Annotated in this window: 12 protein-coding genes and 1 other annotated feature; of the genes, 6 read left to right on the top strand and 6 right to left on the bottom strand. The window is 52.1% G+C overall.

Annotated elements, in window-relative coordinates; all coding sequences use genetic code 11:
• Positions 1-2: 2 nt before the first annotated feature.
• The 3 genes from SBO83_RS20710 to SBO83_RS20720 all read right to left on the bottom strand — a co-directional run bounded on the left by SBO83_RS20710 (position 3) and on the right by SBO83_RS20720 (position 2,652).
• Positions 3-2,036 carry a replication endonuclease gene (locus SBO83_RS20710; RefSeq protein WP_396132780.1) on the bottom strand — a complete coding sequence of 678 codons (2,034 nt, stop codon included), beginning with the start codon at positions 2,034-2,036 and terminating at the stop codon, positions 3-5.
• Positions 2,037-2,051: 15 nt separating this feature from the next.
• Entirely contained in the window at positions 2,052-2,273 is a 222-nt protein-coding gene (locus SBO83_RS20715) for a TraR/DksA C4-type zinc finger protein (protein ID WP_396132781.1), read from the bottom strand.
• A 109-nt stretch (positions 2,274-2,382) separates the two neighbouring features.
• Positions 2,383-2,652 (bottom strand): hypothetical protein, encoded by a 270-nt coding sequence (locus tag SBO83_RS20720; protein ID WP_396132782.1) that lies wholly within the window; start codon positions 2,650-2,652, stop codon positions 2,383-2,385.
• A 174-nt stretch (positions 2,653-2,826) separates the two neighbouring features.
• Here SBO83_RS20720 and SBO83_RS20725 point away from each other — a divergent pair, with 174 nt between their 5' ends.
• From SBO83_RS20725 to tyrA, 3 genes are all read left to right on the top strand, one after another.
• The gene (locus SBO83_RS20725) at positions 2,827-3,417 is read left to right on the top strand and encodes a phage repressor protein CI (RefSeq protein WP_100938270.1); all 591 of its coding nucleotides are present in this window, start codon (positions 2,827-2,829) and stop codon (positions 3,415-3,417) included.
• 411 nt (positions 3,418-3,828) lie between these two features.
• Entirely contained in the window at positions 3,829-4,905 is a 1,077-nt protein-coding gene (locus SBO83_RS20730; RefSeq protein ID WP_034787741.1) for a 3-deoxy-7-phosphoheptulonate synthase, read from the top strand.
• Positions 4,906-4,912: 7 nt separating this feature from the next.
• Positions 4,913-6,034 carry a bifunctional chorismate mutase/prephenate dehydrogenase gene (gene tyrA, locus SBO83_RS20735; RefSeq protein ID WP_396132783.1) on the top strand — a complete coding sequence of 374 codons (1,122 nt, stop codon included), beginning with the start codon at positions 4,913-4,915 and terminating at the stop codon, positions 6,032-6,034.
• 102 nt (positions 6,035-6,136) lie between these two features.
• On the opposite strand, the gene pheA is transcribed toward tyrA, so the two are convergent.
• The 3 genes from pheA to bamD form a co-directional block, all read right to left on the bottom strand.
• Complete coding sequence (pheA, locus tag SBO83_RS20740) at positions 6,137-7,294, bottom strand: bifunctional chorismate mutase/prephenate dehydratase (protein WP_353501101.1); 1,158 nt, start codon at positions 7,292-7,294, stop codon at positions 6,137-6,139.
• 53 nt (positions 7,295-7,347) lie between these two features.
• Positions 7,348-7,472, bottom strand: a sequence feature (Phe leader region).
• A gap of 168 nt (positions 7,473-7,640) precedes the next feature.
• Entirely contained in the window at positions 7,641-7,982 is a 342-nt protein-coding gene (gene raiA / locus SBO83_RS20745) for a ribosome-associated translation inhibitor RaiA (RefSeq protein ID WP_353501102.1), read from the bottom strand.
• Positions 7,983-8,286: 304 nt separating this feature from the next.
• On the bottom strand, positions 8,287-9,021 hold the full coding sequence (gene bamD / locus SBO83_RS20750) for an outer membrane protein assembly factor BamD (protein ID WP_353501103.1): 735 nt from the start codon (positions 9,019-9,021) through the stop codon (positions 8,287-8,289).
• A 129-nt stretch (positions 9,022-9,150) separates the two neighbouring features.
• Between bamD and rluD the strand changes: the two genes are divergently transcribed.
• The 3 genes from rluD to clpB all read left to right on the top strand — a co-directional run bounded on the left by rluD (position 9,151) and on the right by clpB (position 13,569).
• Positions 9,151-10,128, top strand: a complete 978-nt coding sequence (gene rluD / locus SBO83_RS20755) for a 23S rRNA pseudouridine(1911/1915/1917) synthase RluD (RefSeq protein ID WP_353501104.1) — start codon at positions 9,151-9,153, stop codon at positions 10,126-10,128.
• Positions 10,128-10,865, top strand: coding sequence for a purine nucleoside phosphorylase YfiH (yfiH, locus tag SBO83_RS20760; protein ID WP_396132784.1), 738 nt, complete (start codon positions 10,128-10,130; stop codon positions 10,863-10,865). The genes rluD and yfiH overlap by 1 nt, the downstream gene beginning before the upstream one ends.
• Before the next feature lie 130 nt (positions 10,866-10,995).
• Positions 10,996-13,569 (top strand): ATP-dependent chaperone ClpB, encoded by a 2,574-nt coding sequence (gene clpB / locus SBO83_RS20765; protein WP_396132785.1) that lies wholly within the window; start codon positions 10,996-10,998, stop codon positions 13,567-13,569.
• Positions 13,570-13,823: the final 254 nt, after the last annotated feature.

Below are 13,823 nucleotides of genomic sequence, written 5' to 3' on the forward strand. Positions count from 1 at the left end.
GATCACGTCAATACTGTGTGTCTTTGAAATGCACTAATTGATTGATTTAGTGTTATTTCTTTGCGCCGATACTCATTTTTCATCTTTAAAGAATCCCAGCCATTAACCGGCGTTTTTGACGGCTTACCAGTGGTTTGCTGCTCCTTTAATACATAAGCATTTCCACAGTTAATGACAGAACTCCAAGGCATAGGAATATCTTTATCGGTGGAAACTCTTTCGCTATTTGGCTCACGGCGAACCACCCGCCAGCGGCTGGAACGTGTCTGGTAGCAATGATCTTCGCCCAGATGCGGAGCATAGATGCCGACCACCTCTTTCTGCTCTTCGGCGTAACAATTGAAACGCCCGCGGGGTTGGCGGGCAACGCGCACCGTTTGCTGGTGGCGCGGAACATTGGTGCCGCCCTGCGAGTGAATGTAGCCCGCGTAGTCGCCGCAGTCGGCGGCGTGGCGCACCTCTTCCACTCGGCGATCGAAGCTGTTTTCCAGACTGACGCCGCGAATGCGCCGACACTCGCGGTAAGTACCCACCGAGGGCAGTCCGATGGGGTGAAATTGCGGGATGCGCCAAGTGGACGCCCAGGCGGTGACGGCGGCGGCGCTCTCTTTCAGCGGCTTGCCGGAGTCGAAATCTACTTCGCCATCCAGCGCGTAGCCGTCGATATTTTTCGAGATGTATTTAGCGATGTAAGCCGCCGCGCCGCCGCGATTCAGCGGCTTACAGTCGAAACGGTTTTTAGCTGCGCCCGGCTCGTCGCCCTCTTCCTGCAAGGCGTAGCGGCGCATAATGTCGATGGCGGTTTGTTGCTGGCTCGGCGCGGTAAACAGCATCAGATGCCAGTGCGGCGTGCCGTCGTGGTGCGGCTCTACCACCCGGACGCCGTAGATTTTGATGTTTTTATCTTTGAACGCCGTGCGGACTTTCGCCCACACGGCGACCAGATAGCGCTGGGCCTCTTTCGGCGAAAAAGCCTGCTCATCCCAGCGGCCGTTGAAATTCACATGGCCGTTGAACATGCGAGTAGGGTGGTATTTCGACGGCGTGGTCAGGGTGATAAACAGGCCGCGATCGCCCTGATCGCTGGCGACCTGCTCGACTCCGGCAATCAGCGTCATCAGCTCCATCCGGCGAATGGCCGGGTTAGCAATGCTCGACATAACCGTCTCCAGCATATTGATGCGCTCGCCGGTCTGCTGGTTCTGCAAATCGTTTTGCTTGAGGTAATTAATCATCGAAAGGCGGCGCGAGCGCACCTCGCGCTGGGCGTTTTTGCTGACATAGGCCGAGACGCGGCGGTTGACATAACCTCCGGCAATCATCAACGCCTCGCGCCAGCGCGCCTGTTGAGCAAGTAGCTGGCGTCGCCACCAGTCGGCATTCACCAGCCGCGACAAGCTGGCGACGGCTGACCGAGCATCCAGCTTGCCCTCACTGAAACGCGACCAGTATAAAGGCGTGACGTTTAAGGCGCGCGCCATGCCAGCGACTATTGAATAGAGTTGGTTTTGCGTGGCATCGCTGAGCAAATCCTCCGGAGAGCTTGTCAGCGCAAGTTGTCGGTCGCACAGGTGTTCATAAGCTTCGTGACAGTGAGCGGCCACTCGCCACGCCAGACTTTTCAGCTGTTTTTCATTCAGATCGGGGAGGCGGTTATATGTCTCTTCTTCGGCCAGAAAGCGCAGCGAAATTTGCCGTTTGAGTTGATTCTTCCCCGTGACTTTTTGCACCCTTGGCCACAGCCGCTGGGCAAATGTCTGCTTGAGAAAGGCATTTGCCTTCTGCCTGCCTTCATCATCTAACAGGTGCTGGTAGCGCTGTTGCAATGGAAAGCGCAGGCAGGCGGGCAGTGCGAGAAGCTGGCTCAGCGCCGCCTGGGCTTGGCTATCTACCTGATAGATTGGCGCGGAAACTTCGCGAGTGATCGCCTTACGCGGCGCATTCCACCACCACTGGCCGACAAAGGGCGCGGCGGCGGGTGGGGAAAAACGCGGCGGTGGCGTAGGGGCGAAACGCCCGCTATGAAGGTGATGCATAGGGCAGATGTCCAATTAAGGGTGTCGAAAATGCCGGGCATTCTTTTCAACAATTTCCTGGCAATGTATACAGCGCTGCACGCCGATAATTAATCGTCGTCGCGGCTCAGGTATCTCTTCGGCGCAATCCTCACAAAAGAAGGCGGAAGCTTGGCGTACCGGCGTTTTCGCCTGCGCAATCTGGGCATCGAGCACTTTGGCCTGCCACTCTTGCGCATCGTCTATCCAATCGGGCATGGTGTTTTCCTTATAAATCGTCAGCCGCCAGACTCCGGTTTTAGCTAATGGGAGGCCCGACGGGTTACACGTCATTGTTGAGTTAAAGGTGGAGAGCGAGTTTCTAGACTTACCTGAAGAGATTATTCAGCCTGCTGCCGAACTGCTTAATCGCCAGCACGGCGTCAATCACTGACTGTTTTTCACCGGGAGAGAGCTGTTCAAAAGTCATGCTGACATGCCTGACCTTCAATCCCGCGAGGAAACACAGGGTTCTTTTCCACTCTTCCGGCGCGTTATCAAATAGCGTCTGCATCTGATTGCCCGTGGTGTGGAAATGCCGTTTTTTAATCATTTCAAGGTGATGTAATCCTTGTTCACGCTGGGTTTTGCTGCCCATAAACATGGTTTCCTCCCAGTTTTCACGGTTTGGAAGTTGAGAATGAATAGATAATGATCGCCTTGGCGCGAAATTTGTTATCATTACGCGTCCAATTTCAGGCTATAGATGAAATTTAAACTTGATTTTGCAAGTCGTCAAGATGGTTTTTAAAGTTTGAGAGGTTTTTGCGAGATGCGGCTGGATGAACTCGAAGGTGGTAAAGCCGTGCTGGGACGGATGCTACAGGCATACGGTTTCAGCATGCAAAAAGAGTTAGGTGACTTGTATGGTCTCTCCTCGGGTACGATAAGTACTTGGGTAAGAAGAGATTATTTCCCCGGTGATGTGGTGGTGGCTTGCGCTATCGACACCGGCGTTTCTTTGCGTTGGCTGGCGACGGGCAAGGGCGATATGCATGACAATCAGCCGAATGCGCAACAGTCGGGCGACGCCATCACTAAACTTGCAAAATTGAGATTGCGCGGCGGCGCGTTGGAAGACGAGGGCCTGTGGGCGGTTGATAGCTCGCTGGTGGACGCTTCCGTGGAAAAGCCGACCTATCTGGTTAAAGGCAATCACTCTTGGATCATCGATTTAGGCAGCGCCAATATCGGCAATGGCCGCTGGCTGCTTGATATCGATGGCGATGTTGACGTGTATGACGTGGCGCGTTTGCCCGGAAACCGTTTAAAAATCACCAGTCAGGCCACCACCTTCGACTGTAATGTCGACGATGTGAAAGCCTTAGGCCAAGTGTTCATCACCCTCGAACGTAACCTCTAAGACGGCTTCCAGCCAACCCGCCTCGCAGTGTTGTCGCATTCAGGGTGGGGCATCTCACTCCGTCAGTGTCGCCTTAATGGCGACGATGGCGGGTGGCATCTCGGCCTCACTCCCTCTATTTTCTCCCGCGTTATTTTATTTTCAGAGCCCTGCCTCGCGTCCTCCCATGCTTGTGCGAAATTTCTTCAATTTATGTAGCTTTCAGTATGTTTGCTTATTGTGTGGAAATTAAAACGGACATCAATGACCTCCATAATTGATAAATGGAAACTTATGTTTACGTAATGACTGAATGGTGGTGATATTGGTAATTAAAAGTTTACATCGGTGGTTTGAAAGTTTTTCGCGCTGTGTTATCGTCACTGCATGCTGATATCCAGCAATCTACTTATCTGACCGTGGACAGCCATCATGCAAAAAGACGCACTTAACAACGTACATATCAGCGCAGAACAGATCCTTATTACTCCAGAGGAGCTGAAACTTCGTTTCCCTCTGGGCATTAATGATGAAACCAACATCGCCGAAGCGCGTAAGACCATTGCCGATATCGTGCATGGACGTGATCCGCGCCTGTTGGTGGTCTGCGGGCCTTGCTCTATTCACGACGTGGATGCCGCGCTGGATTACGCGCGTCATCTGAAAACGTTGGCGGCTGAGCTGAGCGATCGTCTGTACATTGTTATGCGCGTCTATTTTGAAAAACCGCGTACCACCGTGGGCTGGAAAGGTTTGATCAACGATCCACACATGGACGGCACTTTTGATGTTGAAGCCGGTCTGCACATTGCCCGTGATTTGCTGCTGCAACTGGTGGGTATTGGCCTGCCGCTGGCTACCGAAGCATTGGATCCGAACAGCCCGCAGTACCTCGGCGACCTGTTCAGCTGGTCGGCCATCGGCGCGCGTACCACGGAATCTCAGACGCACCGCGAAATGGCGTCCGGCCTTTCCATGCCAGTTGGCTTTAAAAATGGTACTGACGGCAGCTTAGGCACCGCCATCAACGCTATGCGTGCGGCTGAAATGGCGCACCGCTTTGTCGGTATCAACCAGGCTGGTCAGGTTTGCTTGTTGCAGACGCAGGGCAACCCGGATGGTCACGTGATTCTGCGCGGCGGCAAAACCCCGAACTACAGCAGCGAAGATGTAAAAGCCTGTGAAAAACAGATGCAGGACGCGGGACTCCGCCCTTCCTTGATGATAGATTGCAGCCACGGCAACTCGAATAAAGACTACCGTCGCCAGACGATTGTGGCGCAGTCGGTCATAGATCAAATCAAAGCGGGTAACCGTTCTATTACCGGTTTAATGCTGGAAAGTAATCTGCACGAAGGCAACCAGTCTTCCGAGCAGCCGCGTTCAGAGATGAAATACGGTGTGTCCGTGACTGACGCCTGCATTAACTGGGAAACCACTGAAACATTGCTGCGTACTATGCATCAGGAATTGGGCGAGTCGCTGGCGGCACGAATCGCAGGAGAATAATGGTTTTATGGTGGCTGAACTTAACGCATTGCGCGATCAGATTGATGAAGTCGACAAGGCTTTATTAGATTTACTGTCTCGTCGTCTCCATCTGGTGGCTGAAGTTGGTGAAGTGAAAAGCCGCTACGGCTTGCCGATTTATGTTCCCGAGCGTGAAGCGGCGATGCTCGCTTCGCGCCGTCAGGAGGCGCAGAATCTGGGCGTTCCCCCTGATTTGATTGAAGACGTGCTGCGTCGCGTGATGCGTGAATCCTATTCCAGTGAAAATGATAAAGGCTTTAAAACCCTGAATCCCGAGCTGCGCCCCATCGTGATTGTTGGCGGTAAAGGCCAGATGGGGCGCCTGTTCACTCGCATGCTCGAACTGTCTGGTTATCAGGTGAAAGTGCTGGAGCAGGAAGATTGGCCGCGTGCCGAAAGCCTGTTGGCTGATGCCGGAATGGTGATTGTCAGCGTGCCAATTCATTCGACAGAAGAGGTGATTGGTCGCTTACCAAAACTGCCTGCGGACTGCATTCTGGTTGATTTGGCGTCCGTCAAAAATCGCCCGCTGCAAGCCATGCTGGCGGCGCACGAAGGTCCGGTGTTAGGTCTGCACCCAATGTTCGGCCCTGATGTTGGCAGCCTCGCCAAGCAGGTCGTGGTGTACTGCGACGGCCGTGAGCCGCAGGCTTACCAGTGGCTGCTTGAGCAGTTGCAGGTGTGGGGCGCGCGGTTGCATAAAATCAGCGCCGTCGAGCATGACCAGAACATGGCATTTATTCAGGCGCTGCGCCACTTCGCTACTTTCGCTTACGGCATGCATTTGTCGGAAGAGAATGTGCAGATAGAGCAGTTGCTGTCGCTCTCTTCGCCAATTTACCGTCTCGAACTGGCGATGGTTGGCCGACTGTTTGCGCAGGACCCGCAACTTTACGCGGACATTATTATGTCTTCAGAAAGCAATTTGGCGCTGATCAAACGTTACTACCAGCGTTTTGGTGATGCGTTATCTCTGCTGGAAAACGGCGACAAGCAGGCCTTCATCGACAAGTTTAAGCAGGTTGAAAACTGGTTTGGTGATTACGCGCCGCGATTCCTCAAAGAGAGTGGGGCGCTACTGCGTCAGGCGAACGACATTCGCCGCTAAGCGTTGAATTCTCAGATAATTGATTGAATTAAAAAGGCCATTCGTGGAAACGAGATGGCCTTTTTGCTTTCTATGTATGGAGACTTTTCTCGCAATAGAAAGTTAGTTTGGATTTACCGCCACCACGTTTTCGCTTGGATAGCAGCCCAGCACTTTCAATGAACGGGTGATCTTGCCCAGCCCGAGCAAGGCTGCCTGCATCTCTGCCGAGCGCAAGTTGGCCTGCACGTCGATATAAAACATCTCTTCCCACGGATTACCGTAGATTGGGCGCGATTCCAGCTTAGTCATAATAATACCGTGCTCACGCAGCACCAGCAGCGCTTCCACCAAGGCACCGGCCTGCTGGCCTGTTGCCATAATAAAGGTGGTTTTAGCAGGGACCTGCTCCGTCACCTCAATGGCTTTACGCGCCAGCACGATGAAGCGAGTGATGTTTTGCTGCTGGTTGGCCAGATTATGCTCCAGCACCTGCAAGCCGTAGAGCGCGCCACCGGCTTCACTGCCCAGAGCCGCCACGTGCGGAGAGTTAGCAGCTGCCACTTTTTCCATCGCCGCCGCGGTGCTTTCGCAATACTCAATCTTCCAGTGCGGGAAGCGATTGATAAACTGGCTGCACTGTTGGAACGGCTGCGGGTGGCTGTAGACGGTCTGAATCTGCGACAGGTCGGTATCCGCCGCCACTAACACGCAGTGGTCAATATTGTTGGTCAGCTCGCCAACAATTGACAGGCTGGTGTGCTGCAAAATGTCATACACGTCGTTGATAGATCCGGAGCTGGTGTTCTCAATCGGCAGCACGGCGTAGTCGGCCTGGCCGGTTTCAACTTGAGTGAAGATGTCCTGGAACTTAAGGCAGCCGCATTCGATGAATTGCTCGAAATGGCGGGCGGCGTATTGACGGGCCGCGAGGTGCGAATAAGAGCCTTTCGGGCCGAGGAATGCGACGCGGGCGGAGTCAGAGGTGGTCTGATTCAGGTGCTGTTGCAGCAGAGCTTGCTGGGTTAGCACCGAGTCTTCAATAATTAGCTGATAAACGCGAGTGATGTAATGGCCATCCAGCCCCTGCTTTTTACCTTCCAGAATCAACGCGTTAATCAACTCTTTCTCGCGCTCTTTATCACGGATAGGGCGGTGAGAATGCATTTTGGACTGTGCGACTTCTACCGCGAGATGGCGTCTTTCTGCCAGTAAAGCCAGTAATTTTAGATCCAGCGCGCTGATGCGTTCACGTAGAGCCAGCAATGGATTCTCGGTCATTATTTCACCCTTTTTATGTGCTTTCTTTCTTTCGAATTTGCCAAACTATGAGCATAAAAAAAGCCCCCTTTTCAGGAGGCTTCGTTGTTCGTCTTCGCATTCATTCTTTCACGACGAAACGCCTCCCAATCAGGGGAAGGTAAAAAAGAATGCGAAGAAAAACAGTTTGGTGTTCATGCGTAGCGTTTTCTCTTAATGAAGATGGCTCTAAAGTAACCGCTGGCTTTTCATTGTGTCAATACAATTTGTTTTGCAGAGTGATTTGTCTTGAAGAGGGGAAACTGGGTTGAGGCCATAAAAAACGCGCTCCGGGGAGCGCGCTGATTATGTTGCGGGAGCCTGAAGATCACTCTGGTTCTTCTTGCGGCTCGAGGTTTATCTCTTTCACGCAGCTTTCTGCGCGGCGGGCCTCGCCCTTGTGTTGTGCCTTGTTCAGCTGACGTTCAAGTTTGGAAATCAAATCATTGACTGCAGCATACATATCATCATGGGTGGCACTGGCTACCAGCGGGCCATTGGCCGTAGTAATGGTCGCGTCGGCGACGAATCCCTGAGGTTCTTTTGAAAGAACAATATGTGGGTTAATTAATTGAGTTTGCCATTTTTCCAGTTTTTTTAGACGGTCTTCGACGTGCTCCCGAATTGCTGGGGTGATGTCCATTTGTTTACTGGTAATGTTCAGTGTCATATAACTTACCTCTCTGTCTTTCCGTCTAGGATAGGTTCAGCATACCTGCCTTTGCGACAAAATACGTGATAAAGATCACACTTTTTTGTCACTTTTTGTCAAGGCGGACAAAACTGTGAGCTGAGGTAATTAACTGCCGGATAGGGGTTGTGACTTTCGATGAGATGACGCATTATCGATAGGATCGATTGAAAAGAAATTCCGCGAATTCCTGCCTTTCTGCTTTAAAAAACATCAAGTTAGCGCGCATAAAAAACGGCAGCCGAAGCTACCGTTTTTTGGGACTGTGATGCCAGTTACGAAATTAAGATGCGCTGTTAGTCGCAATCACTTTCGCCACTTTGTCCGCTTGACCATTCAACTGCAACTGACGATAAGCATTTTCCATTTCTGGAAGTGCGTCGCGCGTTGCTTTGGTATCCGGATAATCCTTCAGCATTTGCTCAACACGATTAACAACGGCGACGTATGCACCGCGTTTAGTGTAGTATTGCACGACTGACAGCTCATATTTGGCTAGACGATCTTTCAGGAACACCAGACGCTTATTAGCATCTGTTGCGTACTGACTGTTCGGGTAGCTATGAATCAGCTGGCTGAAATCACGGAATGCGGCACGAGCATGTTGTGGATCGCGGTCTGAGCGATCAACACCAAAGAAGCCTTGTAACGCACTGTCATCAAGCGCCATATCCGTCAGACCACGCATATACATGACGTAATCAATATTTGGATGGGTCGGGTTCAGACGCATAAAGCGATCAATTGATGCCTGAGCCAATGGTAAATCAGCAGACTTGTAGTAAGCGTAAATCAGATCCAACTGCACTTGCTGCGAATAAGGACCAAATGGATAGCGGTTATCCAACGCTTCTAATTGAGCAATTGCGCCTTTAAAGTTACCGTCCTGCAGTTTTTCTTGGGCAGTAGCATAAAGTACGTTTGGTGGGTTATCGGGAACCGTTTCTTTGGAACCGGAGCAACCGACCAGCGCCAGGCTCAACGTGGCTGCTGCCACCAGATATTTCACACGCGTCATGACGTTTTGATTATCCTCAGGTGTTATTCTGGGAGACTGTCCGTTAAGCTCCCGACAAAGACCAGCTACAATAGCACATTATTTTAAACGGCATCGCCGTGAAAACCCAAGGTTACCCAAGAGCAGCATATGGCACAACAAGTACAACTCACGGCGACCGTGGCCGAATCGCAACTCGGTCAACGTTTAGATCAGGCTTTGGCCGAATTGTTCCCTGATTATTCACGATCTCGCATAAAAGATTGGATTTTGGAAGATCGCGTCCTGGTCAATGGCAAGAAAGTCTCCAAACCAAAAGAAAAAGTGTTGGGTGGCGAGGCTATCGCAATCGACGCGCAAATTGAAGAAGAAGCGCGCTGGTTGCCACAAGATATCGCACTCAACATCGTCTATGAAGATAACGATATTTTGGTTATCAATAAACCCCGAGATCTGGTTGTGCATCCCGGCGCGGGGAATCCAGACGGCACGGTATTGAATGCGTTACTGCATCACTATCCGGAAATCATGGACGTGCCGCGCTGTGGCATCGTACACCGTCTGGACAAAGACACTACCGGCCTGATGGTGGTGGCGAAAACCGTTCCTGCACAAACTCACTTGGTTGACGCGCTGCAAAGACGTGAAATCACCCGTGAATATGAAGCCGTTGCCATCGGTACGATGACAGCTGGCGGCACCGTAGATGAGCCTATTTCACGCCACTCCACCAAGCGCACGCACATGGCCGTTCACCCAATGGGTAAACCTGCCACCACGCATTACCGCATCATGGAGCATTTCCGTGCTCATACGCGTCTGCGTCTGCGTCTGGAAACGGGCCGTACTCACCAGATCCGTGTGCACATGTCGCATATCAACCACCCGCTGGTGGGCGATCAGCTTTACGGCGGCCGTCCGCGTCCACCGAAAGGTGCGTCAGAAGAGTTTATCTCCATTCTGCGCGGTTTTGATCGTCAGGCTCTGCACGCCACCATGCTGCGCCTGTTCCACCCAGTGACCGGTATCCAGATGGAATGGCATGCGCCACTGCCACAAGATATGGTCGATTTGATCAATGCACTCAAGGCTGATACCGAAGAGTTCAAGGATCAGATGAACTGGTAATGCGCGATTTGATTCTGCCCCAATGGCCGCAGCCTGCATCGGTGCGGTCTTGTGTCACAACGCGTCATGGAGGCGTTAGCCTGCCTCCTTACGACTCTTTAAATTTGGGCCTTCACGTCGGTGATGTTCCCAAGTCAGTCCTTACTAACCGCCAGCGCCTGATCGAATTTGCCGAACTTCCCGCCGCCCCGCACTGGCTGGAGCAGGTACATGGCACGCAGGTTATTCGCCTCACCCAAAACACTTCCCAAGAAATCACTTTAGTTGCCGACGCGGTTTATACCCAAGAGCCGGGCGTCGTCTGCTGTGTAATGACGGCGGACTGCCTGCCGGTGCTGTTCACCACCAAGTCGGGTGATGAAGTGGCGGCGGCTCACGCCGGTTGGAGAGGGCTGTGTGCGGGAATTCTCGAAAATACCCTGGCTGAATTTGCTGCCGTGCCAACTGACATTATGGCTTGGCTCGGACCTGCAATTGGCCCGCAGCAGTTTGAAGTGGGGGGAGAAGTTCGCGACGCTTTCATGGCAATCGATCCTCTAGCCGCCCAGGCTTTTGTGCCTAAAGGGCAAAAATTCTTGGCTGATATCTACCAACTGGCTCGTTTGCGTTTACGCGCGAGCGGCGTGACTGACATCTATGGTGGGGAGTTCTGTACTGTAAGCGACAGCACAAAATTTTACTCTTACCGCAGAGAGGTTACGACTGGCCGGCTGGCAAGTTTAATTTGGCTGATATAACCTATTGAATCAAGACGATCCACGGACGCCTAACGTTGTACTCAATTTATACTGGCAAGATAACCTTGAAAACGTGAGGGTTGACCTCATCTAATCTCCAGTAGCAATTTTGTTCAGTATTGGAGGTGTTATGCGTCTGGATCGTCTTACTAGTAAATTCCAGCTTGCCCTCGCCGACGCCCAGTCTCTCGCACTTGGGCGCGACAACCAGTTTATCGAACCTGTTCACCTGATGAGCGCTCTGCTTACTCAGGAAGGCGGGACCGTTCGTCCGTTACTTACCGCTGCCGGGATTGATACCCCGAAACTGCGCACGGACGTCGAACAGGCTCTGGGGCGACTGCCGCAAGTTGAAGGTACCGGTGGTGATGTTCAACCATCCAGTGAACTGGTACGCGTTTTAAATCTTTGTGACAAGTTAGCGCAGCAACGCGCAGATAAATTCATTTCATCCGAACTCTTTGTACTGGCCGTTCTTAAAGATCGCGGTAGCTTGACCGATCTGTTGAAAGCCAGTGGGGCAACGGTTGAAAAAGTCAGTACAGCAATAGATCAAATGAGAGGTGGTGACAAAGTGGATGATCAGGGTGCTGAAGACCAGCGTCAGGCTTTGAAAAAATACACTATTGATCTGACCGAGCGTGCGGAGCTTGGCAAACTCGACCCGGTTATTGGGCGTGATGAAGAGATTCGCCGCACCATTCAGGTATTGCAGCGTCGTACCAAAAACAACCCCGTTCTGATTGGTGAGCCGGGTGTAGGTAAGACCGCCATTGCCGAAGGCCTGGCCCAGCGCATCATTAATGGTGAGGTGCCGGAAGGCCTGAAAAACAAACGCGTGCTTTCTTTAGATATGGGCGCGCTGGTGGCCGGTGCGAAATATCGCGGTGAATTCGAAGAGCGTCTGAAAGGCGTGCTGAGCGATTTGGCTAAGCAGGAAGGTAATGTCATCTTATTCATTGATGAATTACACACCATGGTTGGCGCGGGTAAAGCTGACGGCGCGATGGATGCCGGTAATATGCTCAAACCTGCGTTGGCGCGCGGTGAACTTCACTGTGTCGGTGCAACCACGCTCAATGAGTATCGCCAGTTTATTGAGAAAGACGCCGCACTGGAACGTCGTTTCCAGAAAGTGTTTGTGGCCGAGCCGTCGGTAGAAGACACCGTCGCCATCTTGCGTGGCTTAAAAGAGCGCTACGAGCTGCACCACCACGTGCAGATCACTGACCCGGCCATTGTGGCGGCCGCGACCCTGTCGCATCGCTACATTTCGGATCGTCAGTTGCCCGATAAAGCCATTGACCTGATTGACGAAGCGGCTTCCAGCATTCGTATGCAGATGGACTCCAAGCCAGAGGCCCTTGACCGTCTGGAGCGCCGTATCATCCAGCTGAAACTGGAACAGCAGGCGCTGAAGAAAGAGTCAGATGACGCCAGCGTTAAGCGTCTGGAGATGCTTAATACCGAGCTTGATCATAAAGAGCGCGAATTCTCTGAGCTTAATGAAGAGTGGAAAGCCGAGAAAGCCTCGCTGACCGGGACTCAGAACATCAAGTCCGAGCTTGAACAAGCCAAGATAACGCTCGAACAAGCGCGCCGCGTCGGCGACTTGGGCCGCATGTCTGAATTGCAGTACGGCAAAATTCCAGAATTGGAAAAACAGCTGGCTGCTGCCACTCAGGCCGAAGGCAAAACCATGAAGCTGCTGCGTAACCGCGTAACGGATGTTGAGATTGCCGATGTGTTGGCGCGCTGGACCGGGATTCCGGTGGCCAGAATGCTGGAAAGCGAGCGTGAAAAACTGCTGCGCATGGAAGATGAGTTGCATCAGCGCGTGATTGGCCAGAATGAAGCTGTAGAAGCTGTTTCCAACGCCATTCGCCGTAGCCGTGCAGGGCTTTCCGACCCGAATCGCCCAATTGGCTCATTCCTGTTCCTTGGGCCAACGGGTGTCGGTAAAACCGAACTTTGCAAAGCCTTAGCAACTTTCCTGTTCAACAGTGATGACGCTATGGTGCGTATCGACATGTCCGAGTTTATGGAGAAACACTCCGTATCGCGGCTGGTGGGTGCGCCTCCAGGCTATGTCGGTTATGAAGAAGGTGGTTATTTAACAGAAGCGGTTCGCCGTCGTCCTTACTCCGTCATCTTATTAGATGAAGTAGAAAAGGCGCATCCGGATGTCTTCAACATTCTGTTGCAGGTTCTGGATGATGGCCGCTTAACCGACGGGCAGGGTAGAACGGTCGATTTCCGTAATACCGTGGTGATCATGACGTCGAACCTAGGTTCGGACTTGATCCAGCAGCATTTCGGGCAGGCAACCTATGCACAAATGAAAGAATCGGTAATGGAAGTGGTCACACACAACTTCCGCCCTGAATTCATTAACCGTATAGATGAAGTTGTCGTGTTCCATCCGCTGGGCCACGCGCATATCAAGAACATTGCGCAAATCCAGTTGGGGCGTCTCTATAAACGCCTCGAGGAACATGGCTATACCGCCACCCTGACCGATGCTGCTCTGGAGCTGTTAGGCAACACTGGTTTTGACCCGGTTTACGGTGCTCGCCCACTGAAACGCGCGATTCAGCAGGAAATTGAAAACCCGCTGGCTCAGCAGATTCTGTCCGGCAAGCTAATTCCAGGTAAACCGATCACGATTGATGTTGAAAATGATCATATCGTCGCACGGCAATAATTCGCTTTTTAGCGGTTAGAAGCCTAATTAAGAGGCCCAAAGCTAATTTGGGCCTCTTTTTTGTTTGTTTTTCGCCCAAAATGGGCGGTTTTGTTGAAAAAAAGAACGGTTAGTAATTTATTTGAAATTAGGGGTTGCGGCCTTCTGAGAACTCCCTATAATGCGCCTCCACTGACTGGGAACAACGACTGAGAAGTCGCTCGGTGAGGAAGATAAAGAAGACGATTCGAATGAATAATCTCTTGACTCTTCAG

The organism is Ewingella allii (assembly GCF_044430645.1).
Taxonomy (GTDB): Bacteria; Pseudomonadota; Gammaproteobacteria; order Enterobacterales; family Enterobacteriaceae; genus Ewingella; species Ewingella allii.